Raw genomic sequence first — 26112 nt, forward strand, 5'->3', positions numbered from 1 at the left:
GGGGTCGAGGTCTTCCGATGATGGGGGTTCCGACACCGTCCATCTGAAAGACCTCGACATGCCCAATACTACCTTTGATTGCCCCGACCTGAGCGCGTTCACGCGCCTGGATGGCCTGGGGTTGGAGGTGACGGGCCAGCGCATGTGGCCAGACCATGCAGTGTTGGCGTGCCGCATTGTTGGTGAGGACCGGTGGTGTCGACGCTGCGGATGTCAGGGCGAGGCTCGTGACACGGTGATCAGGCGCTTGGCGCACGAGCCTTACGGGTGGCGCCCCACGATCTTGCATGTGAGCGTGCGTCGCTACCGGTGCTCGGAGTGCGCCCATGTGTGGCGTCAGGATATGAGTCAAGCGGCCGATCCGCGCGCCAAGCTCTCACGGGCGGCGGTGCGCTGGGCGCTCACTGGGCTGGTCGTCCGCCATTTGACGGTGGCGCGCATCTCCCAGGCCCTCGGTGTGTCCTGGAAGAGCCGCTAACACTGCTGTCCTGGCCGAAGGAGAGCGCTCACTGATCAACGACCCGACCCGGTTCGAAGGCGTGCGCGTCATTGGCGTGGATGAACACGTGTGGCGCCACACCCCCTACGGAGACAAATTCGTCACCGTCATCTTGGACTTGACGCCCATCCGAGATCGCCGTGGCCCCTCCCGGCTCTTGGACATGGTCCCGGGCCGCTCCAAAAAGGTCTTCAAAACCTGGCTGGCCTCCCAGCCCGATACGTGGCGCGAGCGTATTGAGATCGTCGCGATGGATGGATTCACCGGGTTCAAAAGCGCCGCCGCCGAAGAACTCCCAGACGCAACCGCGGTCATGGACCCCTTCCACGTCGTGCACCTGGCCGGAGATGCTCTCGATGAATGCCGCAGACGCATCCAGCAAGAACTTCACCACCGGCGCGGGCGCGCCACAGATCCCCTGTACAAGGCCCGCCGTATGCTCCACACCAGATCCTGCCTACTCACCCTAGGCCAGCAGTACCAGATACTCGACCTGTTTTCCGGCGACGAGCACGTCGCCCTCGAGGTCACCTGGAGCGTCTACCAGAACATTATCGACGCCTACCGGGCGCCCGACACGAGTGCAGGTAAGGCCCTGATGCAAGCCGAAATAGACCGTCTCAGCGACGCGGACGTGCCACGCTCCCTCACAGAGATCATCACACTGGGCAGGACACTCAAACGTCGAGCCGGGGACATCCTGGCCTACTTCGACCACTCCCACACCAGCAATGGCCCCACCGAAGCCATCAACGGCCGCCTCGAACACTTACGCGGCTCTGCCCTCGGATTCCGAAACCTCACCCACTACATCACCCGCTGCCTCCTCGAAACCGGAGGATTCAGACCCCAACTACACCCTCAATTATGAAGAGCCGGAAAACGCCAAGGGTCAATGCTCGCACGAATCACGTGAGCTACGCGCTCAGCGGCATCCGGGTCACTATCGAACGCAGCTACCGAAAACTTAACGTCGGCAAGAACCTTGAGATCATCATCACTGATGAAAGGTGACGCAAGATAACGCAGCGCGTACCTCTTATCCTCATCTAACAGATAGTGACGCACCACCGATGAAAGATTTAGCAAATTATCGCTATCTTCAAGCAAGTTACGCACATAGACGCAATAATGTTCAAAATCGGAAATATACCCGGCGTGCGGCTCGGTAATACGTCTCTCTTTGAACTCACTGATCGAACGATCGACGTCTATTTCAAGCTGAGCACGCGACCAAACTAGTGGCATACTCTGACGCGCCATCACACGCTCCTTCCCTGAGGAGATCAAGACTCGGAACCATGATGCGCTCCATCTCCTTTGGCTCAAACTTAGTTAAACCTCCGGCGTACGTCCTCCCGTCGGATAGTTCAACATTACGATTCAAAAAGTGAAGGAACATGGCAAGCTCATGATCGGAATAATTCTCTCGGGGATACAGCCCATGGACGACATTGATGTGCCGCGCCCGCACTATGTTACGAACGAATCGTGGGGGACGACGCGCCATGTACGTGGCAAGGATAGGCGCGTCGGCAGATAGGCCAACACTCCACCATGCCTTGCGATGACGAACGACATAGCCCTGATCCGCACCAACACGACGCGCATGAGCAATATAACGCTCAATGCGATCGACGCTATCCTCATCGAGAGAATCGTAATTAAGCGGAATATCAATGACGCACTTCAGGTGCGAGGAGGATGTCAGCTGATTCCCGGATGCAAAGAGTTCACGCGCCTTCGTCACTGACGGATAAAGTACTGATTCGGGTAAATCGACGTCATCCTTGCGAACAACCCACACGCGATTTGCTCCCGTCACAGTCCCCCGATGCACACGAAAATACTCTCCTAATTCCACGAATCCTTGCGGATGCTTCTTGCGGGAACGGCCAATCGACGACCAACGCGGACTGGATTCAAGAACAGCGCGCTTAACGCCAATTCCCTGACCAAGGCACCCAAGGCCAGACGAGGAGTCCACACGACTCATAAGAACTCTGTCGGAGGCGTCACCGCATGCGAAACATGTAATGACACCCGTGACCTGCGTATTTGCGAATGGAAGCGACGTCGGATCAAAGACATGTATCTCTTCAAGCGTCAGAGCACTGAGCAACAACCGTCGCAACGACACCCCGTAATTGACATCCAGCCATTCGGAGCTGGTAATGAATGCACCAATGTCGCCCGGCTGAGCATACTTCGCAGTCGCGAAGAAGAAGTACGAGTGCAAACCTGCAAGCTTTGAGGATGGAACACCCAGCTCTTGAGCTGTCGCAGCACACCATTCCTTCCATCGTGGCTGAATCTCATGGTGACGAACGTATGGCGGATTTCCGATATAGAGGGTGAGGCCATCGATCTTTTCAATAACGGTGTCTCGATAGTCAGCAAGTCTAAACTCAATCCGATCATCAACACCCCACACGTGAGCGTTCGCTCGCGCCATCAGAAGAGCAATGGGATCGGTGTCAATTGCAATTCCTTTCGCATGAGGGAAACGTTTCATGGCCTCCACAATGAAACGCCCCGATCCAGTTCCGGGATCCACAACACGAGAGGGAGTAGCCCTGCCTTGCGCCCAGTTCATCATCGACTGAACGATTTCGAGCGGCGTGAACGTCTGACCTGCTGTTCGCCTGTCACTCGATGAGCGAAGGGCACAGAACATCTCTCCCAGGGGATCGTCACCAGCGAGAATCTTTTGCCGCAGTCGCTGTGTCTCTACCTCAAACGGGACGGCCTCCACAACTTGCGCGCGCTCACTATCCGTCACGCGTGCACAATCAACTCCAAGGGCAACACAGGAAGACACGAGAGTTCTCAGCCCGCCGTCGTAACCGCGCATCTTGTCCCCTTTCTTTTCCTGCTAGCTGCCCCAATTCTGGCACGGGCCATGCACATCAGCGTCCCCACGCAGACCCGAGAGCACGTCATTCGCGCAAAGTATGACACAGCTCATCACAGCACGCGCACACCGGATTCGCCTTCATGCATGCCATGTGGCACGATCAGGTCGCCGATCCCGCTCGCCGCGATGCGCGGACCGTCGTCGCCCGCGAGGTCGTCAACTACCTGCGCGACTCCGAGGAATTCGTGCCCACGCTGCTACCCGTCGGTGATGGCCTCGCTGTCGCTGTCAAGCACTGAGAGCAACGACAGCGCGCTAAGCTGGCTCTCACCCAACCAATACGCACGCCAATGGGCACAACACCACTAATAACAACCAACAACCCTCAAAACACCCGGTCCGCAAAACCAGACCAAGCCAGGCCGCCACTCACGCCGACGCGCCTCATCGGGTCCACGCGCGTGGCGATGGGGTCCGGTCTGAGCAATCTCGCATGCAATTCGATTAGCTGAACGTTCAACCATGCCCAGAATTGTTGCAATTCCAACGATGTGAATTTCTGCCATGTACAGGTCTCGGGGAAATCGCGTGCGAAACTGGGGTTATAGGACAAAACGTGTTGGTCGCGGCTCGATCCCCGGCATTGTTGCCGGAGGTGTCGGTGGCGCTGGCATGCTCGCGTCGCCGATGGGGGTTGACTCCATTGGGAGGGTTCCACCTGATTGGGAGGATTGCACCTGATCGGTTGGGGGTGAATCTTCCTGATCGGGGGTTTCGCCTCATCGGCAACAAGCCTCACTGCGGAGCTGGCCGCCCGTGGCGTCCCCTTGTCATTGCCGGCGATGCCCTTCCGGCGTTTATTGGCGCCCGCCGGGCAGTCCTGCACCAGTGAGGGAGCATGACACCAGGGGTAATGGTGGGGGTTTTGCAGCATTAGAAGCCTCCCTTCGGCGTGTCGCCGGCGTGTCGCTCCTCTAATGGTGCAATTCCCCCCGTTTGGTGGCGATGTCATCGGCAGGCAAGTCAAGCACGGGTCCCCGTGTAGCGCAATTCCCCACGCTTGCAGTCGGTGAGGGCGCGGTTCGGGGCGGCGCCCACGTCGCAAACCACCTCGGTGACAAACGCCGACAACGGGGTGTCGTGGGCGAGGTGGTCTGCGTTGTGGACGCAACGGCGCCTGACCTGGTGTATCGCTCGCACATGAACCGCTGAACATGCGCGTTAGCCCCGCGACACGCACGCCAACCCCTAGATATGCGCCAGGGCGCCGCCCACGCGCGTGCCATCGGGCCCACGTGCGGATTAGAGGGTCCACGTGCGGATTAGAGGGTCCGCGTGCGAGGTGTCGAACACACGTGCGAATGAGCGGGCCCACGTGCGCGGCGAGGAACGCAGGCAGCTAGCGCACTCGGAGCAGTTTCGCATGCAATTCGATTGAATGAACTTTCAACAGTGTCCGCAAACGTTGCAATCCCAACGATATGGTTGCGCGGTGCGGCGCGGTGTTGGGGGAATTGCATGCGACATTCGTAGGATAGCTCGCCGGGCGGGAGTCATGCACTACCACTCATAGCACCGCCGGTAGCGCAGCCACTGACGCCGCCGGTAGCACCGCCGGTAGCGCAGCCACTAGCGCGCCAGTGGCGCGCCAGCGGCCTGACACGGTGGATACCGTCGCCGCAAACGACCTGCCCAAGCCCCACCAAGACAGATCAAGGGACCACGCACAGGCACGCGATGAAACAAGCACCTCCAACACCGATTATCCCGCACCAGCAAGCCGAAAACTTACCACACAACCAACACGTTATGTCCTTTAATGGCTCTTCATAATTCGGGGTGTAGTTGGGGTTTGAATCCTCCGGTTTCGAGGAGGCAGCGGGTGATGTAGTTGGTGAGGTTTCGGAATCCGAGGGCGGAGCCGCGTAGGTGTTCGAGGCGCCCGTTGATCGCTTCGGTAGGACCGTTGCTTGTGTGGGGGTGATCGAAGTAGGCCAGGATGTCCCCGGCTCGGCGTTTGAGTGTCCTGCCCAGCGTGATGAGCTCGGTCAGACCTCTCGGTACGCGCGTGGAGGTCAGCGTGTTGATTTCGGCTTCCATCAGGGCCTTACCCACGTCCGTGTTGGGCGCGCGGTAGGCATCAATGATGTTCTGGTAGGCGCTCCAGGTGACCTCAAGGGCGACGTGGCAATCGCTGGCAAACAGGTCGAGTATCTGGTACTGCTGGCCAAGGGTGAGTAGGCAGGATCTGGTGTGCAGCACCCTGCGGGCCTTGTACAGGGGGTCCGTGGCGCGCCCGCGCCGGTGGTGAAGTTCTTGCTGAATGCGTCTGCGGCACTCATCCAAGGCGTTGCCAGCGAGGTGTACGACGTGGAAGGGATCCATGACCGCCCTTGCGCCGGGGAGTTCTTCGGCGGCAGCGCTCTTGAACCCGGTGAATCCATCCATCGCGACGATCTCGATGCATTCGCGCCACGTATCGGGCTGGGAGGCCAGCCAGGTTTTGAAGACCTGCTTGGAGCGGCCCGGGACCATGTCCAAGAGTCGGGAGGGGCCACTGCGATCTCGGATGGGCGTCAAGTCCAAGATGACGGTGACGAATTTGTCGCCGTATGGGGTGTGGCGCCACACGTGTTCATCCACGCCAATGACGCGCACGCCTTCGAACCGGGTCGGGTCGTTGATCAGTGAGCGCTCTCCTTCGGCCAGGACAGCAGTGTTAGCGGTATTCCAGGACACACCGAGGGCCTGGGCGACGCGCGCCACCGTCAGATGGTGGACGACCAGCCCAGTGAGCGCCCAGCGCACCGCCGCCCGTGAGAGCTTGGCGCGCGGATCGGCCGCTTGACTCATATCCTGACGCCACACGTGAGAACACCCCTGACACCGGTAGCGGCGCACGCTCACGTGCAAAATCGTGGGACGCCACCCGTAAGGCTCGTGCGCCAAGCGCCTGACCACCGTGTCACGAGCCACGCCCTGGCACCCGCAGCGTCGACACCACCGATCCTCACCAACAATGCGGCACGCCAACACTGCACGGTCTGGCCACATGCGNCGCCATGGCCGAATCCTTTTGGGCCACCCTCAAAACCGAGTACTACTACCGGCGTACCTTCACCACCCGCGACCAGGTCTACACCGGGGTCGCCACCTGGATCGAAGACTTCTACAACCGCCGCCGCATCCACACCAGCCTGGGCGGCAAATCCCCCATCGAATACGAACTACACCAAGCGGCCTGGACAACAGCCGCATAAACAAACCGTCAACAACTTGCGCACAACCCCAGCATCACAAGCACACCAGCGGCCCACGCTGACGCACAAGCGGAGGGACAGGAAGAACCTGTCCCTCCGCTTGTGCAATGAGTTCAATCAGATTGCCTGAGTGAGCGCGTCGGCGAGTTCGCCCGCCTCCTGGGTGCTCATCTCAATCACGAGGCGACCGCCCCCTTCAGTGGGGATCCGCACGACGATGCCGCGACCTTCCGCGGTTACTTCGAGTGGGCCATCCCCCGTGCGAGGTTTCATCGCTGCCATGTTGAGGACTCCTTCCGAAACTACTGCCCACGCCGCCCACGGCGGGGCACCCCTGGGGTTGTGCGCAAGTTGTTGACGGTTTGTTTATGCGGCTGTTGTCCAGGCCGCTTGGTGTAGTTCGTATTCGATGGGGGATTTGCCGCCCAGGCTGGTGTGGATGCGGCGGCGGTTGTAGAAGTCTTCGATCCAGGTGGCGACCCCGGTGTAGACCTGGTCGCGGGTGGTGAAGGTACGCCGGTAGTAGTACTCGGTTTTGAGGGTGGCCCAAAAGGATTCGGCCATGGCGTTATCCCAGCACACTCCGGCCCGCCCCATCGACACTCTTCCTTGGACGGCGCGCATGTAGGCTGCCAGTTTCTCGGAGGTGAACTGTGTTCCCCGATCAGCGTGGAGCACGACCCCAGTGGGGAAGCCGCCACGGGTGGTAGCGGCCATGTCGAGCGCGGTGATGACCAGGTCGGTGCTTTGCTGCTCGCCCATGGCGTATCCCAGGACTCGGCGCGAGTGCGCATCACGCACGGCGCACAGGTAGACCCAGCCTTGGGCGCAGCGCAGGTAGGTAAAGTCCGTGATCCACACCCGGTCCAGGGCACCTTGATCCCACTGGCGCACGCAGTGATCCTCATGGGCCACAGGGCCCCGCCCGCCGCGCCTGGACGGGCGTGGGTGCGTGTTCAGGCCTGACAGGCCTTGGCGGCGCATCGACGCGGCGACCGCCCGCACACCCACATCCACGCCCGAGCGCGCCAGAGCATGGCGGATGCGAGGAGCCCCATACGTGCCGCCCGAGACCTCGTGTTCCCAGGCCACCGCCTCATCCAAACGCCGACGCGCCGATGCGCGCCGACCCCGCTGGGTGGCTCGGCTCTTCCACGCGTAATAGCCCGCGCGTGTGACCCCTAAAACCTTGGCCATCAAGGTGATCGAGTAGGAAGCCTTCTGCGCGTCCATCAGCTCAAAACGCTGGTGTTTTGGTGCCGAGACGCGAAGAAGGCGCTGGCTTTTCCCAAGAACTCGTTCTCCTTCTCCAGCTCGCGCACCCTCCGACGCAATGCCGTGTTCTCGGCTTCCAGCTCGCGTGGATCAGGACGACCCTGCGCGGCGGCTTGGCGCCGCTCGCGCTCGAGTTTGACCCACCGGCCCACCACCGATTCACCCAGCCCTAAATCCCGGGCCACAGACGCAATCGAAGACCCTGTATCCAACACCAGACTCGCCACATCACGACGATACTCCGGTGTAAAACGACGACGAGTTCCCATAACAGGCACCTCACTTTCCGCAGGCACACACACCCGCTTAACGAAGTGTCAACAACACAAGCCTAACCCCACCCATCAATCTTACCGGATAACTGCGCGTTGTCCTTGACAGGTGATGCACTCTCAGGAATAAAAACAAGCTAACCCATGGACGTGCCCAGTAAACACGACCTTGTCAGCGCATCAGAACCCCTCACAATGAGCGCGTTACACTACTCACCCGTTGCTAGGCTCACCGCCTCCTCAGGGTCATCCACGACATGCAGCAGCTCCACGTCACCTGGGGAAATCATGCCAGCCTCCACCATGGCCGAACGAATCCACTCCACAAGGCCGGACCAGTACTGCGTACCGACGAGCACCAGCGGGAATGACCGAATCTTCCCCGTCTGGACCAGGGTCGCAGATTCGAAGAGCTCGTCCATTGTGCCAAAGCCCCCCGGCATCACGATGAAGCCCTGCGAATACTTGACGAACATGGTCTTGCGGGCGAAGAAATAGCGGAAGTTGACGCCGCGGTTGATCCACTGGTTCATGCCCTGTTCGCGTGGCAGCTCGATGCCCAGGCCCACGGACGTACCGCCGGCCTCCCACGCGCCACGGTTCGCGGCCTCCATCATGCCCGGCCCCCCACCAGTGATGACCGCATAGCCACGCTCGGCCAACAGCTGGCCGATACGCTGCGCAGCCCGATAGAGAGGTTCGTCGGGGCGAGTACGAGCCGATCCGAAGACGGAAATGGCGGGTCCGACCTTGGCTAGGGCTTCGAAACCTTCGACGAACTCGGATTGAATGCGCAGAACACGCCAAGGATCGGTGTGCTTCCAGTCCGCGCTCTGCTCCGTCTGGAGCAGCGATGCGTCAGCTGTCAGGTGTGGAATCTGGTCTCCACGTAGCACGAGCGAGCCACGGCGATAGGTATTGTCGGGTGTACTCATGGTCTATCCTTTCGGTCGACGTGGGTGGGGCGGACTCAGGCCACGGGGCAGTCCATGGGCGTGTGGAGGCTACTGCGCGAGCAAGAAAGCGCGGAGTGTGCGATGCACCCGGACAATATCTGACACGGGCGCATGTTCGTCGCGCGTGTGGGCCAGGAGCGGGTCTCCTGGACCGAAATTCATGGCGGGCACACCCACCTGCGTAAAACGTGCGACGTCCGTCCACCCGACCTTGGCTGCAAGGCCTAGCTCGGCTCCGGCCTCGGCGGCGACGCGCCTAGCGACAGCAAGGAAGCGCTCGGCGACCGGCGAGTCCGCGCCGGGCCTGGCGCCCTCACACAGATCGTCCACCTCGATGGTCGCGTCCGTGCCCTCGAAGAGGGAGCGCACCCACTCCAGGGCGTCGTCGGCGCGCTTGGAGGGCGCGAAGCGATAGTTAACGGTCATGGACGCGGCCTCGGGGANTCGATCCCGCCTTCGTGATGGACGCGGACGCGATCAGCGCGGGAGCGGCCCTGGCTGCGTTGGCCGCCCGTTGAGGTCTCGGGACAGCTATCCGCGTGTTGTCCGTGGCGCGATACTCACGCGCAGACGCACGCCGGGACGCAGATGTGCATGCCCGCCCGTAGTCTGCGCGTATGAGTGAGAACACCCCACCCTTGGCCGCAGTTTCGCGCTTTGATCGGCCCTCCGCGCCCACCGCTCCCCTACAATCGTCCGGTAGAGAGAGCGGCGGAAGGTGGAACATGGCCCTCACATCGATCGAGATCTGCGCGGGCGCAGGCGGCCAGGCGCTTGGGCTGGAGCAGGCTGGCTTCGATCACCGTGCTGTCGTCGAAATCGATCACCATGCCTGCAACACGCTGCGCAAGAACCGTCCGGAATGGAACGTTATCGAGGGCGACGTCGTCCCCTGGATCAAGGAGCATGCTCACGAGTTCGCTGGCGTTGACTTGGTGGCCGGCGGCGTGCCCTGCCCGCCTTTTTCCTACGCGGGTAAGCAACTGGGTCCCGACGACGAGCGTGATCTTTTTCCCGCCATGATTGAACTCGTGCGCGTGGTTCAACCTCGCGCCATCATGATCGAAAACGTGCGTGGTTTGCTGGATCCGAAGTTCGCGCAGTACCGCGCTGGGGTAGAGGATCATTTGCGCGAGATCGGTTATTCCCTCCAGTGGCGGCTTCTCCAGGCCTCCGACTTTGGCGTTCCTCAACTACGTCCACGTGTGATTGCGGTCGGTTTCCGCGACGACATCGAGGCTCCCTTTGAATACCCCCAGCCCCTGTCCGAGGCCGCACCCACGGTCGGACAGGCTTTGGAGGACCTCATGGTGGCACACGGGTGGCAAGGTGCCAAGGATTGGGCGAGGCGCGCAGACCGCATAGCGCCGACGCTCGTGGGCGGCTCTAAGAAGCACGGTGGACCCGACTTAGGTCCCACCCGGGCCAGGCGAGCTTGGGCGGAACTAGGCGTCAACGGTTCAACAATCGCGCCTGCGCCTCCAGACCCCGATTTCGAGGGCGACCCGCGTCTGACAGTCCGCATGGCCGCCCGCATCCAGGGTTTCCCTGACGATTGGGTGATCACGGGGGCAAAAACAAACGCATATCGCCAGGTTGGCAACGCTTTTCCCCCGCCGGTCGCACGTGCGGTCGGCGCACAAATTGCTTCCACGCTGCGGATGGACAGCCGCGAGAGCGAGGCCGTCGCATGAGTATTAATCTGCTCGAAGAGCGACACATCTTCCATCGCCAGCTGACAGACTCGCATACCCTGTCAATTAACTCGGATGGAGTAGCCAGCAACGCTGACAAGTCCCAGCGCCTCTCTTGCGAAGTTGCTCTGCGCGTCGCCCGGAAGCTCGGCGCGGCAGAGGGAGTGCGTAAACTGGACGGGCAGAGTGCAGGGAGAAACTTCGAAGCCGCTGTCTCGGCCTTCGTCAGTGCAACTTTCCCGGCGCTATCGATGCTGCGTCCCGGTCACTGGGAGATCCTCAACGTCGGTAGTTCGCGGCAAGGACAATTCTTGGCACAGTTCGAGCCCTATCGTCACCTCCGAGAACTGACAGAAGCGATCGAGCAGAACCCAGCTTTGGCAACCGTCCTGGGAAACTCCTACGACATCTCTCCCGATGTCCTAGTGCTGCGAAAACCAGTGCCCCCGCAGGTGCTGACGGAGTCGGGAATCATTATTGATGGGGCTGCTTCTTATTCTCCGTTGGTGTCTCGACACTCGCAAGCCCCCATCGTTCACGCCGTCATCTCATGCAAATGGACGCTGCGATCAGATCGTGCTCAAAATGCGCGATCCGAGGCACTCAATCTCATTAGGAATCGAAAGGGCCGCACCCCGCACATCGTGGTCGTGACCGGCGAGCCTATGCCTTCCCGACTCGCATCCCTCGCCCTCGGAACAGGTGACATTGACACCATGTACCACTTCGCACTGTCCGAATTGGTCGAAGCCACCCGCGCTTCACGCAACGCTGAGGCAATGAAGACACTCGACAATCTCATCAACGGCCAGCGACTGCGCGACATCGCCGATCTACCGCTCGACTTGGCTATCTAGGCGACACCGCCGCTAAGAGAGCACCGGTAACGACCGTGCCCCGGGACACGGTTCACGTTCACGAACGGCGCCCCGGGGCACGACAGACGTTGCCGACAACGGTCACACGTCGAAGGGCGTAGAGATGACCATGCCGCCGGTCTCGATCTGCCCAGCCATGTCGGACAGGCCGAGCTTCAGTTCGGAGGAGAGCATCGGCGTGTATGCGCCGAAGCCGGTGAGGATGACCCCGCCGGACGCGAGCGAAACCGGCACGGTCGAAGCCGCCGCCCCCTGAGTGGCCTGCGTGATGAGCGTGTCCATGGCCTGCGAATAGTCGACGACAATACCGGTCAGGACCGGCGCACCAATCGCGGCGCGCACGTCATCAGCGATCTGAACGTAGCTGAACGCATCCGAGAAAGACTGCGTTTCAGCCTGCTGCACGACCGGCACACCTGACTGCTCGCCAGACTGCCCGGACATCACGTCCTCGGTGGACTCGGCTTCGTCGCGTGTCAGGCCCTTCAGGTCGGCTTTCGTCAGGCCGGACCACACGAGGCGAACCATCGGGTTGGCGGCCTCGGTGACGGCACGAGCGGCACCGACATTGTTTTCACCGGCGAGCGGAACGATGATGTCCGCGCCCTTCGCGATAAAGTCAGCTGCTGCGGCCTGCACCTGGTCGGCGTTCTCCGCATAGGTACCTGAACCGGCACCATTACTCCAGCCGAGCACGCTGATCGACGTGCCACTGGCGAGATTGTAAGCGTCGACCCCCTGCGCGAAGGCATCCATTTGGGAATTCGTCACGTTGTCGGAAGAGCCACCGATGACGGCGAGCAGACCCGTCGTCGTCATGCCCGCCGACGCGTACCCAGCCAAGTAGGCGGCCTGGGAGGCGTCAACGTCGACGATGGAGCCGTTGTTCAGAGACGTGGGCGCCCCCTTGGCGTCCGTGAAGGAGGCGCCGACGAGCGCGAAGCGCACCGAGGAGTTGGCACGCGCCGCCTCGGAGATGGCCGAGGCCATGGTCGAGTCAGTGCCGACAATCAACGTGCATCCAGACGCTACGAGCGAGGCCGGGGCCCCGTCTCCGGATGCTGACTCGTAGGCGATAGAGGCGTTGTCGGCGGCACCCGCTAGGGCTTTCGCGACGGGATCGGTGTCCGCGTGTGCAGCTGAAGTGGCGGCGCAGACCTTGGCGCTCGTGGCAGGGGTGGCGGAGGGCGTATCCGAGCATGCGCTCACGACCATGGCGGTCGCGGTGGCCGTGGCTGCGAGGGCGACAATGGTCCGCTTATTCACGTCTGATGCCTTTCGTCGGGGCGTCGTTCTGCCCTTCACGGTACCAGCCTGACACCTGGTCAGGTCGGGCGGGGCGGCGCAGCTCACCCGCGAACGGCAAGAAGTCGGCGGTGCGGCCTCTCCCTTCCGTGGATCCTGCACCGCCGTTAACTGCGTGTCACAGCAGGTCGGAGCGTCCGCGCTTGGCCAGCGTGTCGACGACGGCCTTGACGGATTGGGCGCGGTCGAGTCGCGTGACGAGGATGGCGTCGGCGGTCAGGGCGACAGCGACGTCGGGCACGCCGACGAGGGCGACAAGGGGACCGTTCTCAGCGCCGTAGACGGCAGAGCCGTCGGATTCCACGCGGATCGCCTCACCAAGGCCACCCGTGGAAGCCGCAATGCCCGTGAGCGCCTCGAAGTCACCCAGGTCCGTCCACCCGATCTGCGGGTGCGCGGGGACGACGGCCACTCCCCCGTCGGCGGCGACGGGCTCGGCGATGGCGTGGTCGATGGCGATCTTGGTCAGGTGCGGCCAGTTTTCCTCGAGGGTTCGCTCGAAGGAATCGGTGCCCCACGCGTGCGCGATCGTCTCCAAGCGCTCGTGCATATCCGGCAGCAGGCGGGCCAGGTGCGAGGCCAGGACCCCCGCGGACATGATGAACATTCCGGCGTTCCACAGGTAACCCTGCGACACGTAGCGCGCCGCCGTCTGGGCGTCTGGCTTCTCAACGAACTCGGCGACCCGGCGGGCGCGAGCGGGAATTGAGGAGGACCCGGGTTGGTCACCATCCAGAACGGGCCCGGGCGCGATGTACCCGTAGGCGGTCGAGGCCTCGGTGGGGGCAAGCCCGATCGTCACGACGTAGCCGTGCCTGGCAGCGTCGATCGCAGTCGCGATAGCGTCGCGCAGCAGTTCAGGGCAAGCGATCAGGTGATCGGCTGCAAAGGAACCGACGATCGCGTCATCTCCGAAGCGCTCGCGCACAACGTAGGCCGCCAGGCCAATCGCGGCCATGGAGTCACGCCCGGAGGGTTCGATGAGGAGCGTGCGCTCATCGGAGGAAGCGAACTCGGGCAACTGGGCGAGGACACCCTCGCGATGAGCAGCACCGGTCACGATCGTCACGGTCGAGGCCGACTGCTCCAGGCGGTCCACCGTTCCTTGCAGGAGGCTGCGGCCCGAGCCAGCCAGGTCAAGGAGAAACTTGGGGCGGCGGCGGCGCGACAGTGGCCACAGGCGAGTGCCGGCGCCGCCGGCGGGGGTGGTTACGTGAAGGGCACTCATGCACCCCGTATNCTCGGCGTCTTCCTCAGCCTCTTCAGCGGCTTCCTGGACGGACACGACGACCGTCTCAGGATCGAGTTCAACCTCAACGCCGGCGGGCAGTTGAAGGTCGGTGACGTGCAGCGCGGTACCGGCCTCGACACCCTCGATGGACACCTCGAGGTGCTCGGGGATTGCGGTGGCGGGAGCCTTGACGAGGATGGTGAACTCCTCGACCGCGTGCACGGTGCCCGGGACGGGTTCGCCGACGACGACGACGGGAACCTCAACGTCGACCTTCTCGCCGGCCTTGACAGCCAGGAAGTCGGCGTGCAGGATGTCGCGGCGCACCGGGTGAACCTGAACATCCTTGACGAGGGCCAGCTGAGTCTTACCCTCGATCTTCAGCTCAACGAGCGCGTTCTTATTGCCGCGCACGATGAGGAACAGGTCGTGACCGGGCACATCCAGGTGACGGGGCTCGGCGCCGTGGCCGTAGAGGACCGTGGGCACCTTGCCGGCGCGGCGGGCGCGGCGCGCAGAACCCTTGCCGAACTCGGTACGCTCTTCAGCAAGCAGGACGGGATTGTCGCTCATGTGTCTATCCTTCGTTTCTCAGGTCCGGCGTCGGTGTCGGCAGAGTGAAGGAAACGCGAGGCATCTCAATTCAGGCCCTGTCGATAACGGCGGATACGGATCCGCCCTCGCCGGAGCAACCCCAACAGGGTACCTTACGGCGAGGGCGGATGTGAAGCGGAAGACGGTCAGTTAAACAAGGATGTGACAGAACCGTCTTCAAAAACCTCGTGGATCGCGCGAGCCAGAAGCGGCGCGATCGACAAAACGGTGAGCTGCTCGAAGCGTTTCTCGGCAGGGATCGGCAAGGTGTCGGTGACGACGACCTCGGCAGCACCGGACTCGGAGAGACGCTTAGTGGCGGGGTCGGAGAGGATGCCGTGGGTGGCCACGACAATGACTTTCTTAGCACCGGCGTTGTTGAGTACATTGATCGCTTCGGTGATCGTGCCGGCCGTGTCGATCATGTCATCGACCAGGACACATTCCTTGCCAGCGACGTCACCGACGACACGGTTTGCGACTGCGACGTTCGGGCGGGTCGTGTCACGGGTCTTATGAACGAAGGCGAGGGGCGCGCCACCCAGCTTCTTCGACCACTTTTCGGCGACCCTGATACGGCCCGCGTCAGGAGAAACAACAGCCGTGTTCGACAGGTCGACGCGGCCACGCACGTAGTCCACGAGAACCGGCATCGCGAAGAGGTGATCAACGGGACCATCGAAGAAACCCTGCTCCTGCGAGGCGTGCAGGTCCACACTCATGATGCGGTCAGCACCAGCGGCACGATACAGGTCGGCCACGAGGCGGGCAGAGATGGGTTCGCGGCCCTGATGCTTCTTGTCCTGGCGCGAGTATGGGTAGAAAGGAGCAACCACGGTGATGCGCTTCGCGGAAGCACGCTTCGCAGCGTCAATCATGATGAGCTGCTCCATGAGCCACTTATTGATGTCGCCCGCAATGGACTGCAGGACGAACACGTCGGCGCCGCGAACGGACTCGTTGAAGCGCACGTAAATCTCGCCGGAGGCGAAGTCGTAGGCCGTCACCGGCGAAACCCCACATCCGATTTCCTCGCCCACGGCGTGAGCCAGGTCCATGTGAGCTCGTCCAGAAACGAGGACGAGGTTTTTCTCTCCGGTGGTCACCAGTCCGCTCATGCGGTTGTCTCTCCTTGTGTTGGATCAGGCGCGACGCGCCGCGATCAGTGTGCCGATGGTGCTATAGGGCGTAACCATCGTATCGGCTGCAACGCAGCCCTGACCGACCCACGCGGAAGGAACCACGGCGCGATCCCCGATTTCCGCATCGATCAGCGTGGCGTTAGGACCGATTTCACAGTCGGCTCCAACAGTGGTAGTACCCCGCAGGCAGCTGCCAGGGTAGATCGTGGTGTCCGCGCCGACCTGCACATCAACATCGATCCAGGTGGAGGCCGGATCGACGATGGTCACGCCGGAGCGCATGAGCGCAGCGCAAATGCGTTTGTTGAGTTCGGCACCCAGCTCTGCGAGCTGGACACGGTCATTCGCGCCAGCGCTCTGCCAATGGTCGGTAAGCTCGAGCGCTCCGGCGGTGCGTCCGGCGGGGGCCGCTGCCGCCAGAACGTCAGTCAGATACACCTCCCCCTGATCGTTGTCTGTCCCCAGGGAAGCCAGGGATGCGCGTAGGAAGTCCGCGTCGAAAGCATAGATACCGGCGTTGATCTCGTTGATGGCGGCCTGCTCGGGCGTCGCGTCACGTTGCTCAACGATGGCAGTGACCGTGCCGGAGTCATCGCGGATAATGCGCCCGTATCCGGTCGGGTCATCGACGCGCGAAGTCAGGACTGTCACCGCATGACCCGCGCTCTCGTGAGTGGCGACCAGCTCGGCGAGAGTGTCGGTGGACAGGAGGGGAACATCACCGTAGGTGACGACGATGGTTCCGCAGGTCGGGGCAACCGCAGCGTCAAGCGCAGCAAGACCACACTGAACAGCGCGTCCAGTGCCGGGGATCTCATCCTGGTCGGCGATGATGGCCCCCGGATTCACACGCGCAATTTCTGCGGCGACGACCTCACGCTGGTGACGCACAACGGCGACCACATGATCGGGATCGAGGCCGCTGGCTGCCCGCAGCGCGTGACCGATCATGGACAAGCCAGCAAGGGGATGCACAACCTTCGGGAGGGCTGATTTCATGCGCGTTCCCTGACCGGCGGCCAGGACGATGACGGCGGCGGGGCGAGACATGTTCCTCCTCAGGGGGTTAACGGACCCCAACGGGTCCGATCGCTCCGCCCCTAGGATTCGAACCTAGACTAAAGGCACCAAAAACCTCTGTGCTGCCGTTACACCAAGGCGGAATGCGTCCACGGTGATAATACCCGGAGTCCGCATGCCCTTTCAAACGCGCCACACACCCAGCTCTGATCGCCCGCCCCGCCGGGGCCTCGTCCCGTGTGATACTGGAGGGCATGGCTGAGAAGAGGACACGCATGAGCGGCTTTGCGCGCCGCGAACAGCTGGTGAGCGTGGGCCGTTCCCTGTTCGCAGAAAAGGGATTCGGAGCAACCAGTGTCGAGGAGATCGCAACTCGCGCAAAGGTCTCCAAGCCCGTGATCTACGAGCATTTCGGCGGCAAGGAAGGACTGTACGCGGTGATCGTCGACCGCGAGGTGCAGGCGCTCATCACCTCACTACAGTCATCGCTGGAATCCTCGGAGCGTCCGCGTCTCATTTTGGAGAACGCGACCCTGGGTCTGCTGGATTACATTGAGCGCAACACGGACGGCTTCCGGGTCCTGGTGCGCGACGCCCCCTCGGATCGCACGGCCGGATCGTTTTCGTCGATCATGGGCGACGTCGCCACTCGCGTCGAACACATCATCGCCGAGCAGTTCAAACGTTCCAACTTCGACACCACCTGGTCGCCCCTGTACGCGCAGATGCTGGTCGGCCTCATCGCCCAGGTCGGCCAGTGGTGGCTGGATGAGCGCCGCATGAAGAAGGACGAGGTCGCCGCACACGTCGTCAACCTCATCTGGAACGGTCAACGCGGCCTGAGCCCCCACCCCACCCTGCGGGTGCGCTCGAGCGACGGACGATAGATAGTCACTGCGAGGCACACGACGAGGCCGCGGCAGGGGTACCCGCCACGGCCTCGTACGCTTGTGGTGCGTTCAGCGCTCCTGGAAGGAGAGGCAGTCCGCGGTGCCCGCGCCAACGGAGATAGAGGCGGCGGTGCATTCAAGGTCGGAGTTGTGGACGCAGTCAGCCTTCTGGCAGGCGCCGACGAAAGAATTGGCCTTGGCGAGGCCACCCTTGACGGTCAGCGGGATGAAGGTCGTGCAGGAGGTCGAGTAGCCGACGGTGATTGCGGCGGCTCCGCAGTTCTTCTCCTTGTTGTAGGAGCAGTCAGTGACGGAGCAGTCGAGGATGCGGGGCATATCTGCCATGGTAGTGTCCTTTACAACGTGGCCCCGTGGGGCCGTTCACTGGGTCGGTCGCGACCGGGTGGTCGCGCTGTTGACTCCAGTGATACGCCTTTTCGCAACATGTGCAAACGAAGCTGTTTTTCGTTGCAATTCCAAGGCATTCATTGCCCACAGGTCGATATATTTTCGCGCTTTCATCATCACTAATTACGCAAATAAAAAAGCGATTCCTTTTGCGTAATTGGGGTAGGTGAGCCTGTGCTGCTCACCTTTGCCATACCTATGTCGGAAGCCAATCAGGACCCCACATCAACCACAGCGCGCCCCACAAACACACCCCCTCCAAAGGATCCACCATCGCCCACTGCGCCCCGGCCTCGTCCACGTCACGTGACATAATTCGCCCGCACTACCGAGGCAGCGCGAGCGATTGCGACAACAAACCCGCAGTCAGATCACTTCGCGGACCAGAAGCGGATCACGATCGTCGTCCCATCATCGGCCGGCTGCGAGCGCGCCAGGTCACCAACATACCTATAGGACCCCGAGAAATCAGTTGAGGAGACGGGCAGATACGAAGGCGCATCGCCGGTCGTCACGTTATAGACCCGCACGCCGCCTTCCTGCGTGTACTCCATGTCGCTGGTCAGCTCAACGCCATCAGCCTTCGAAACCCAGTAGCGGTGGGTCGTACCGTCCGGCCCGCTTTCCTCACCCTGGAACCAGTAGAGACTGAAGTCATCCGTCTCCGGGATACCGCGAACAACCAAGCCATCGACCTGCGCATAGTTCACGACTTGGCTCTTGGCTGTGTAGCCGGCCTCGTCATCACGCTTGTTATCGCGCAACGTGATGCCGCGAGACGACAGAGCACTCTCGCCGAGGCCGAAGTCGGCGCGAATCTCCTCGGCGTAGGGGCGCACGATGACATTGTCGCTCACCGAGACATTGCGGATGTCGCCCTTGACCTCCTGGAAGTCGATCGCGCCGCGCGTATTGCCATAAAAATCGTTCGTCGTACCCGAACGCACCAGCTTGTTGTGCGCAATCGTGATGCCGCCATCCGTGTTCAGGTCAAAGTTATGGCCATCGAACACCGTGTTCAGACGGATACCAGCTCCGGAGAAATTATTGATCAGCAGGTTATCGCGGATGAGGTGGGACTTGCCGCCGAAGATGCCAATACCCGAGGCCCGCCACCCCAGCTCAATCGTGTTATCGACGAAAGAATTGGCCTCAGCGACGCGTGCCTGACTGTTCGTCGACGCGTCGATACTCGACCACGAGGCGAGGCCGTCGTCACCGTTACCGCGCACCGAGGAGTTACGCACCGTCGAGTTCGCGGTGCCCTGCGCAAAGTTGACGCCATCCGCGAAGTTGTTGCGAATACGAGCGTTCTCGATGACCATGCCGTCCGTGTAGGTCATCTGGCTAGCGTCCACGTAGTCGCCCATCCAGAAGCCGCACTCAAAGTGCTCCACCCACACGTTGGCGACGCGAGTGTTCGCCCCAGCCGAGCCAGCAAAGCCCTTGTACTGTGCCTTCTCACCGTAACGTGAAGTCAAAGCAGAGGACATGTAGAAGTCAGTCACGGTCACGCCGCCCACGCCGCGGTCGAAGACGAAGCCTCCACCACCGGCCTGATCGGAGGTGAAACGCAGGTTCGTGTACCACATGCCCGCACCCCGGATCGTCAGGTCGGAATGATCGACGCCGATCTTTCGTCCCAGCTCCCAGCTGCCCGCAGGGATGTAGACCGTCTTCGAGGCGGAGTTCGCGGCCTCATTCATCGCCCATGTGAGAGCATCGGAATCATCCACGCCGTCGCCGGGCTTGGCACCCCGGTAGTCGGCGATGCTAACCGCTCCAGCTGGACGCGAAATCTCAGGCAGCGCTTCCTCAAGCTCAATGAAGTCGATGCCGTAGGCGTTCTGGTCGTCACCGACCTTGACGATCTGGATATGGTCACCTTTGTGGACCTGGCGATTCAGCAGGGTGTGCGCCTCGTCGAAGCGGAAACGCGCGCTCGTGGTGGAGGGTGCCTGACCGGGTTCGTCGTACACGTGATCACCGCCGACATACTGCCAGGCGGTCTCAGAGGACAGGTTGAGGGACGCAGCGCTCTCACCGTTGACGCGAACATCGACCCGCCCGCTCGCGTGGTCGGGCAGCGTGAAGCGCAGGTCCAGTGCATTACCCGGAACCGAGGCAGTGAAGTCGACGGAGGACTCCTTGCTCGTCAGGGCCACGTAGGACTGGCCCGAGGCCTCAATCGCGGTCGACTCGAGGTCGTCCGATCGTTCGAGGCTGGTCCCCTCCGATCGGCTTGCTTCCTCCGCCTCGTAGCGGGTGTAGGGAAGATTCGCGCCGTAGTGGTCGTCGGCCGCCACCGCGGAGGGAATCAGGGCGGGAACCAGCGCGATGACGCCGAGGGCGCTCACGCCGGCAATGAATGGTCCGCGTTTCATCTGTTTTTTGTTCCTCAATCCATGCCCGGAGGGGCGCGCGGGTCGCGTCGCCTCGTTCCTGCGCCTTCCTACAAGGGAGGACGCGGCCTCATGGTAGAGGATTGTGACCACCGTCAAAAAGTTGCTGGGAAATTTTCGCAGTGTCGGTCGGCCCATCATAAAGCCAACCGAACGCCGAAGCTAATTAACTGTCAATATAATTCATTCGGTTCGTCCCACAGCGTCGCATCGTTGCCACCACGCCCGCAACGAGGAGACGGCAACACCTCTCCCCCGCTTTACTCGGCAGCCTCGGCCGCCTCCAGCCAGGCCCACTCCAACCCTTCAATTTCCCCCAAGATGCCCTGATGCTTCGCGGACACCGTCGTCAATTCTGAGACGACAGAGGCGTCCGTCGCCACCTTCATAGACAACGACTCCAACCGAGACTCCAGGGACGAGGCCTCAGCACGCAAGCGCTCCAACTTACGTTCAATGCGGGCCACTTCCTTCTTAGCCGCGCGCCGCGCCGCCGCGTCACTCACGCCGCCGCGAGCGCTCCCCNTGGTAGCCGTCAGGCGCGGGCGCACCCACGCGCAGCGTCAGGTTCACTTTGCCGGGCGCACTGGCGCGCACTTCACGCATACGATTCCTTCTTCCTAGCTGGTTCCTACCGGTCGTCAGCGGGCCACAGTCGAGGGCTCGAGGGCGCCACGGCCTCGGGCATCAATGACGGCTCGCCCCAGCTCGACGAACTCGTCGATCGAGAGGGTCTCGCCGCGGCGCGTCGGGTCGATGCCGGCGGCGGACAAGAGGGCCTCGGACACCTCGGGACCGCCCGCCCAATTCTTGAGGGCCGCGCGCAGGGTCTTACGGCGCTGCCCGAAAGCCACGTCGGTGACCTCGAAGGTGGCGCGACGCAGCTCGTCGTCGCCGCGCGGAGCCTTCAGTCGGGTTAGGCGCACGAGAGCGCTATCCACACCAGGCACCGGCCAGAACACGGAGCGGCCGATCGTCCCCGCGCGCTCGACCGTCCCATACCAGGAGGCCTTGACGGAGGGCACGCCGTATGTGCGCGATCCGGGGCCTGCGGCCAGGCGGTCCGCGACCTCGGCTTGGACCATGACGACAACCACCTCGACGGAGGGGAAAGCCTGAAGCATGTTGAGCAGGACCGGCACCGCCACGTTGTACGGCAGGTTCGCGACGAGCTTCGTGGGGGCAGGCCAATCCACGCCGAAGTCGTCGACCCCCTTGATCTGCGTGGCGTCCATGGTGACGACGTGGAAACGACCGGCGGCCTCGCCCATGCGGGCGCGCACCGTCTCAGGCAGGGCGGCGGCCAAACACGGATCGATCTCCACGGCCCTCACGCGCGCGCCGACTTCCAGGAGCGCCAGGGTNCAAATCTTGAAACAGTCACAAGGGAATTACGTGCGAAACTGAAAACGGGGCCGAGGCCGGGCGGCGCGAGCCGCGTGGCGCGACCACTCACTCAGCGGGGGCAGGAGCAATGACGACACGCACCTCGTACTTGGCGGCCTGCTCTCCGAGAACGGCGTTGGCCTGCTTCTTCACAATGTCTTCCAAGCGCCCCTGCGCCTTGTCAAGCAATCCCTTGGAGATAGCCTCATCTGCGGCGGTCTCCCGTTCCGCCAGGAAGGTGGTGACTTCTCCGACCTCGATCTGGTTGACGACGGAGAAAGACTGGTCGTAGGTCTCGACGGAGGCAGGATCGATGGAGGCGGAGAGAACTTCGACAGCAGGCACGGTCACCGTCACAACGTGACCTGCCTCGTCAACCTCGACCTGAATCTGGCTCACATCGGCCACTCCGGCCTTCACCTCACCCGAATAGGTGATGAGGTAATGGGCGCCCGTGCCCGGCACTTCCATGCCGAACACCTTGGTTCCCTCCTCAGAGTATTTCCCCACCTGGGTGAAGTTGTAGGACTCGGTGGCGAGTTCACCAATGTCAGCGAAAGAGTTTTTCACGAGAGTCGTGTCAACGGTAACAACAGGTTCCGCGCCCCGATCCTGCGCTGGCTCTACACCGAAGACCGGGGCCGCCGTCATGCCACCGGCGAATCCTGCACCAGCGATCACCACAAACACAGCCACTTTAGCAACGGCAGAAAAACCCACGACGTCCTCACTGGCACAATTACGATGAATATTAGGTAACCTTCATGAGAATTGAACGGTAAGTGTCAAGTTGGCGCAACCCCGGCGCTACGCAGATAGGTTACGCGCATCCGGATAGGTTGCACGCTTCCGGATAGGTTAGCCACATCCGGATAGGTTAATAAGCTATCCGGATGCTCATAACCTATCCAGATGTTCGTTACCTATCCAGATACTCACGCCCATCCACCTACGCCCGCGCCGAGATGCGCACCCCACAGCCCACCCAGCCCACAAAGCCAGGACTGGGCACCGCGCCAAGCTCAGCCCAGGCATCGAATCCGACCAGGTCAGGGAGCCGCGCCAAGCCTGGGCGACGCATGAGCCCCCAGTACCGCGCCAAGCCAGGCCAGGCTGCGCATCCGGATAGGTTAGCCACATCCGGATAGGTTAATAAGCTATCCGGATGCTCATAACCTATCCAGATGTTCGTTACCTATCCGGATGAGCGCGCTCTGAGAGCCAGAGCGCCCACAAGCACAACCACCACACCAGCACGACTCCACCCGCGCCGAGAAAAAGAACCGGGCCCGACAACACACGTTGTCAGACCCGGCCCTCGCAAGCTCTCAGGCTTAGTACCAGCCCACCGCGTTTGAGTGCGCCCACGCGGAGCAGGGAGTGCCATAGCGGCTCTTGATGTAGCCGATACCCCAGTTGATCTGCGTGACGGGGTTGGTCCGCCAATCCGCACCGGCCGAGGCCATCTTCGAACCCGGCAGGGCCTGCGGAATACCGTAGGCGCCCGAGGAAGCATTCTCAGCATACGGGTTCCACTGAGACTCACGGTTCCACAGCTGAATCAGGCACTGATACTCGCTGCTACCCCATCCCTGTGCATCAACGAGGGGCTTGGCCAGGGAACGCGGGTCCTCGCCGGAGTAGGTGGTAGGAACGGCACCGACATCCGCGGCAGCGGCAGCGGCAGCGGCCTGCGTGGCGGCGTCGGTGTTCTTGTCGCCAGCGATCGCGGCGATCTCTTCCTTCGTGGACAAAGAACCGAGCGTCGCGCGGTAGCGCACCGACGTGGTCCCGTTGGCCTCAGTTTTCTCCTCCAAGGTGGCCTTCGGGTCAATGCCGGCGGCCACGAGGGCAGCCGGCGTGGCTTCCTTCGTTCCTTCGGCGCGCACCTGAGTAACAGGCTGGGAGGTGGAATGCTCAGTGATCGGCACGGAGGTCAAGACCTGATCGCCGTCTTTTTCCTGCCACACCGTCCAGGTGGTCACGCCGTTCACGCCGGTCGTGGTCACCTGGGATTCACCGACGAACATGTCGGCACTGGTCGTCGTGGTTTCGCTGAACGGGATGTCGACGGTTTCCGTGGCCTGGCCGCGGGTCACGCGACTGACGTTGATCGTCAACTCGCCGGTCTGGTTGTTCTCGACAGCTACGCGGTCAAGGGGGTGAACCGACACGCCAGCGGCCTCCAGGATCGCGCGGGCATCCTGACCGGGACGCACGGCGACTTCACGCGTGGTGCCATCGACGTTGACGATGACGTTGCGCGCACGCGACACGAGCGGAGTCAGATCATCGCGCGACGCGGAACGATCGGCTGCCAGGGTGACCGTGGAGCCGAGCGGCGCCGCGTCCGCCAGGATGCCGTCGGCTGACGCGGCTGTGGTCCACAGGGTTCGCGCTTGACCGTCGACGGTCACCGTGTATGCCTTGGAGGTACGCACGACGATCGTGTCGCCCTCCCGCACAACGTCGCCGACACCCGGCTGAACCAAGTCGGAGCTGCCGACCTTCACGCCCGCAACGGCGAGCGCGTCACCGACAGTGTTGCCCCACGCGGTGACGGGACGAGACACACCATTCACTTCGAGCATGACCGTCGTGTGCGAGGACGCGACTCCCACGCCGGCGATCCCGAGGACACCCGCGGACGCGAGGGCCGCCGTGCCGAGGACGACGCGAGGGGAGGGAGCGAAAGTGCGTAGGCGTCCGCCGAGGACGTGCAGGGCACTGGCTGCGGAAGCGCTCAAAGAGTTGCTCAGGTGGTGGCTCACGGTACTCCCGATTTCTCGATTCTAGTACTGCTGGTCAGCTTAGCGCGGTAGCCCTCGCGGACGCTATGACCGCGGCGCCTGCGGGGGGAATGTCACGTTAGACGAGGCCGAGCTTGTAGGCACAGCCCCATTGACCCCAACCGGCGCGCTGCTGGAGCATGCGCGCACGCATTGTCTGTTCTTCAGCCGACGCGTCGGAGGGCAGACCGGTGCCGCCCACGGACTGCCACGTGGGCAGGGAGAACTGGTACATGCCGTAGTAGCCGTTGCCCGTGTTGGTCGACGGGTTGCCGCCGGACTCACACTGGGCGATGGCCGCCCAGATGGCTGCGTCGTCGCCGGAAGCGACGGCGGGCGATGACGAAGATGAGGAGGAGGACGAGGAGGATGAAGAATCGGAGGAGTTCTTGGTTTCCTCGGCTTTCTTTTCCTTGGTGCCCTTGGAGATGATGCGAGGCGTGGGCTCGGTGCGCGTCGTGGTCAGGACCGCGGAGACGGTCACTTGTCCGTCGATGGTCTCCTGGTACGACTCGGTGGTCTGCGACCCGACCACGCCTTCCTGGATCGTCTTCTCGGTTCCTTGCTCGGCCTCGGCGTCTTCGCGTTCTTCGGTGTCGTAGGGGATTTCGGTCGTTGTCGTGATGTTGCCGCGTACGACGCGTGCCACGCGCAGGGTGATGTCTCCGCCGCTGTTTTCCAGGGTGACGCGGTCGATGGGACCGGCGCTAATGCCGGCTTTCTGAAGGATCGCTGTTGTGCCTTCAGCGGCGGATGCAACGACGTCTGTGGTTGCGCCGTCGGCGACGACGTGGATGGTTTCGCCGCCCTCGCCCAGGGGCATTTCAGCTCGCGTGTAGGAGCGGTCGGCCGCCATCGAGGAGGAGACGGCGGGCAGGGCGGACAGGACGCCGGAGATCGACGAGGCCGTGGACCATGCGGTGGTCCGGTTTCCATCGACGGTCACGTCGTATTCGGTGGCCGTGCGAACGACGACCGTGTCACCGTTAGTGACGCGCTGGTCAGAGGCGGGGGCAACGAGGTCGTGGGAGCCCACGGACACGCCGGCGGTGTTCAGGGCATCGCCCGCGGTAATGAAGAAGCCGGACACGTCACGGCTCACGCCGTCCACTTCGACGGTGACGTGGCGGTATGAGGTGCCGACGGCGGCTGCTGCCGTGCCGGCCACGAGGAGGGCCGCCGCGGAGGCGACGGAGATGACGGTTGTGCGGGAGGGCTTCAGGCTCACGTGTCTCCAGACGTTGTAGTTTCCGC

The 26112-nt window shown here is 62.4% G+C and carries 20 protein-coding genes, 1 tRNA gene and 5 pseudogenes; 6 read left to right on the forward strand and 20 right to left on the reverse strand.

The window, feature by feature from the left end:
• Positions 1-58 precede the first annotated feature (58 nt).
• A pseudogene (locus BQ7477_RS03260) lies at positions 59-1370 on the forward strand (ISL3 family transposase).
• Here BQ7477_RS03260 and BQ7477_RS11335 read toward each other — a convergent pair.
• On the reverse strand, positions 1361-1762 hold the full coding sequence (locus tag BQ7477_RS11335) for a hypothetical protein (protein WP_200783458.1): 402 nt from the start codon (positions 1760-1762) through the stop codon (positions 1361-1363). The pseudogene BQ7477_RS03260 and the gene BQ7477_RS11335 sit on opposite strands and share 10 nt — an antisense overlap.
• Positions 1716-3281 carry an Eco57I restriction-modification methylase domain-containing protein gene (locus tag BQ7477_RS03265; RefSeq protein ID WP_234968662.1) on the reverse strand — a complete coding sequence of 522 codons (1566 nt, stop codon included), beginning with the start codon at positions 3279-3281 and terminating at the stop codon, positions 1716-1718. The genes BQ7477_RS11335 and BQ7477_RS03265 overlap by 47 nt, the downstream gene beginning before the upstream one ends.
• Before the next feature lie 209 nt (positions 3282-3490).
• Between BQ7477_RS03265 and BQ7477_RS11340 the strand changes: the two are divergent.
• Positions 3491-3655 (forward strand): annotated as a pseudogene (locus tag BQ7477_RS11340) (methyltransferase); the annotation flags it as partial.
• Between the two features lie 1528 nt (positions 3656-5183).
• Here the strand turns inward: BQ7477_RS11340 and BQ7477_RS03270 are convergent.
• Positions 5184-6413: pseudogene (locus BQ7477_RS03270) on the reverse strand (ISL3 family transposase); the annotation flags it as partial.
• A 5-nt stretch (positions 6414-6418) separates the two neighbouring features.
• On the opposite strand from BQ7477_RS03270, the gene BQ7477_RS03275 reads away from it, so the two are divergent.
• Positions 6419-6616, forward strand: coding sequence for an integrase core domain-containing protein (locus BQ7477_RS03275; protein ID WP_073982797.1), 198 nt, complete (start codon positions 6419-6421; stop codon positions 6614-6616).
• A 117-nt stretch (positions 6617-6733) separates the two neighbouring features.
• Here BQ7477_RS03275 and BQ7477_RS03280 read toward each other — a convergent pair whose 3' ends face one another.
• The 5 genes and pseudogenes from BQ7477_RS03280 to BQ7477_RS03300 form a co-directional block, all read right to left on the reverse strand.
• Entirely contained in the window at positions 6734-6898 is a 165-nt protein-coding gene (locus BQ7477_RS03280) for a DUF3117 domain-containing protein (protein ID WP_073982798.1), read from the reverse strand.
• A gap of 84 nt (positions 6899-6982) precedes the next feature.
• Positions 6983-7951 (reverse strand): IS3 family transposase, encoded by a 969-nt coding sequence (locus BQ7477_RS03285; protein ID WP_129582488.1) that lies wholly within the window; start codon positions 7949-7951, stop codon positions 6983-6985.
• Positions 7849-8160 (reverse strand): transposase, encoded by a 312-nt coding sequence (locus BQ7477_RS03290; RefSeq protein ID WP_073982800.1) that lies wholly within the window; start codon positions 8158-8160, stop codon positions 7849-7851. The genes BQ7477_RS03285 and BQ7477_RS03290 overlap by 103 nt, the downstream gene beginning before the upstream one ends.
• A 212-nt stretch (positions 8161-8372) precedes the next feature.
• Entirely contained in the window at positions 8373-9098 is a 726-nt protein-coding gene (locus BQ7477_RS03295; protein WP_073982801.1) for an LOG family protein, read from the reverse strand.
• Positions 9099-9167: 69 nt separating this feature from the next.
• Positions 9168-9560 (reverse strand): annotated as a pseudogene (locus BQ7477_RS03300) (M20/M25/M40 family metallo-hydrolase); the annotation flags it as partial.
• Between the two features lie 284 nt (positions 9561-9844).
• Between BQ7477_RS03300 and BQ7477_RS03305 the strand changes: the two are divergent.
• Together BQ7477_RS03305 and BQ7477_RS03310 are read left to right on the forward strand one after the other, a co-directional pair.
• The gene (locus tag BQ7477_RS03305; protein WP_073982802.1) at positions 9845-10813 is read left to right on the forward strand and encodes a DNA cytosine methyltransferase; all 969 of its coding nucleotides are present in this window, start codon (positions 9845-9847) and stop codon (positions 10811-10813) included.
• Positions 10810-11670, forward strand: a complete 861-nt coding sequence (locus BQ7477_RS03310; RefSeq protein ID WP_073982803.1) for an NgoMIV family type II restriction endonuclease — start codon at positions 10810-10812, stop codon at positions 11668-11670. Before BQ7477_RS03305 ends, BQ7477_RS03310 begins: the two co-directional genes overlap by 4 nt.
• Before the next feature lie 102 nt (positions 11671-11772).
• Here the strand turns inward: BQ7477_RS03310 and BQ7477_RS03315 are convergent, their stop codons facing one another.
• The 5 genes from BQ7477_RS03315 to BQ7477_RS03340 all read right to left on the reverse strand — a co-directional run bounded on the left by BQ7477_RS03315 (position 11773) and on the right by BQ7477_RS03340 (position 17126).
• Positions 11773-12957 (reverse strand): BMP family ABC transporter substrate-binding protein, encoded by a 1185-nt coding sequence (locus tag BQ7477_RS03315; protein ID WP_073982804.1) that lies wholly within the window; start codon positions 12955-12957, stop codon positions 11773-11775.
• A 157-nt stretch (positions 12958-13114) separates the two neighbouring features.
• Positions 13115-14800: a 50S ribosomal protein L25/general stress protein Ctc gene (locus BQ7477_RS03320; RefSeq protein WP_084795627.1), complete on the reverse strand. Its 1686-nt coding sequence runs from the start codon at positions 14798-14800 to the stop codon at positions 13115-13117.
• 167 nt (positions 14801-14967) lie between these two features.
• Positions 14968-15939, reverse strand: a complete 972-nt coding sequence (locus BQ7477_RS03330; RefSeq protein WP_073982805.1) for a ribose-phosphate diphosphokinase — start codon at positions 15937-15939, stop codon at positions 14968-14970.
• A gap of 24 nt (positions 15940-15963) precedes the next feature.
• Positions 15964-17013: a bifunctional UDP-N-acetylglucosamine diphosphorylase/glucosamine-1-phosphate N-acetyltransferase GlmU gene (locus BQ7477_RS03335; RefSeq protein WP_073982806.1), complete on the reverse strand. Its 1050-nt coding sequence runs from the start codon at positions 17011-17013 to the stop codon at positions 15964-15966.
• A 42-nt stretch (positions 17014-17055) separates the two neighbouring features.
• Positions 17056-17126 (reverse strand) — tRNA-Gln (locus tag BQ7477_RS03340).
• A gap of 111 nt (positions 17127-17237) precedes the next feature.
• Between BQ7477_RS03340 and BQ7477_RS03345 the strand changes: the two genes are divergently transcribed.
• Complete coding sequence (locus tag BQ7477_RS03345) at positions 17238-17870, forward strand: TetR/AcrR family transcriptional regulator (protein ID WP_073982807.1); 633 nt, start codon at positions 17238-17240, stop codon at positions 17868-17870.
• 72 nt (positions 17871-17942) lie between these two features.
• On the opposite strand, the gene BQ7477_RS03350 is transcribed toward BQ7477_RS03345, so the two are convergent.
• The 7 genes and pseudogenes from BQ7477_RS03350 to BQ7477_RS03380 form a co-directional block, all read right to left on the reverse strand.
• Positions 17943-18218, reverse strand: a complete 276-nt coding sequence (locus tag BQ7477_RS03350; protein WP_073982808.1) for a DUF1540 domain-containing protein — start codon at positions 18216-18218, stop codon at positions 17943-17945.
• 434 nt (positions 18219-18652) lie between these two features.
• Positions 18653-20665 carry a right-handed parallel beta-helix repeat-containing protein gene (locus BQ7477_RS03355; RefSeq protein WP_073982809.1) on the reverse strand — a complete coding sequence of 671 codons (2013 nt, stop codon included), beginning with the start codon at positions 20663-20665 and terminating at the stop codon, positions 18653-18655.
• A 278-nt stretch (positions 20666-20943) separates the two neighbouring features.
• On the reverse strand, positions 20944-21189 hold the full coding sequence (locus BQ7477_RS03360) for a hypothetical protein (protein ID WP_234968663.1): 246 nt from the start codon (positions 21187-21189) through the stop codon (positions 20944-20946).
• Between the two features lie 135 nt (positions 21190-21324).
• Positions 21325-22047 (reverse strand): annotated as a pseudogene (gene rsmA, locus BQ7477_RS03365) (16S rRNA (adenine(1518)-N(6)/adenine(1519)-N(6))-dimethyltransferase RsmA); the annotation flags it as partial.
• 88 nt (positions 22048-22135) lie between these two features.
• On the reverse strand, positions 22136-22789 hold the full coding sequence (locus tag BQ7477_RS03370; RefSeq protein ID WP_073982810.1) for a DUF4230 domain-containing protein: 654 nt from the start codon (positions 22787-22789) through the stop codon (positions 22136-22138).
• Between the two features lie 614 nt (positions 22790-23403).
• Positions 23404-24840: an aggregation-promoting factor C-terminal-like domain-containing protein gene (locus tag BQ7477_RS03375; protein ID WP_073982811.1), complete on the reverse strand. Its 1437-nt coding sequence runs from the start codon at positions 24838-24840 to the stop codon at positions 23404-23406.
• A gap of 97 nt (positions 24841-24937) precedes the next feature.
• Positions 24938-26086 carry a resuscitation-promoting factor gene (locus tag BQ7477_RS03380; RefSeq protein WP_073982812.1) on the reverse strand — a complete coding sequence of 383 codons (1149 nt, stop codon included), beginning with the start codon at positions 26084-26086 and terminating at the stop codon, positions 24938-24940.
• Positions 26087-26112: the final 26 nt, after the last annotated feature.

This window comes from Actinomyces bouchesdurhonensis, assembly GCF_900128465.1.
Lineage (GTDB): Bacteria > Actinomycetota > Actinomycetes > Actinomycetales > Actinomycetaceae > Pauljensenia > Pauljensenia bouchesdurhonensis.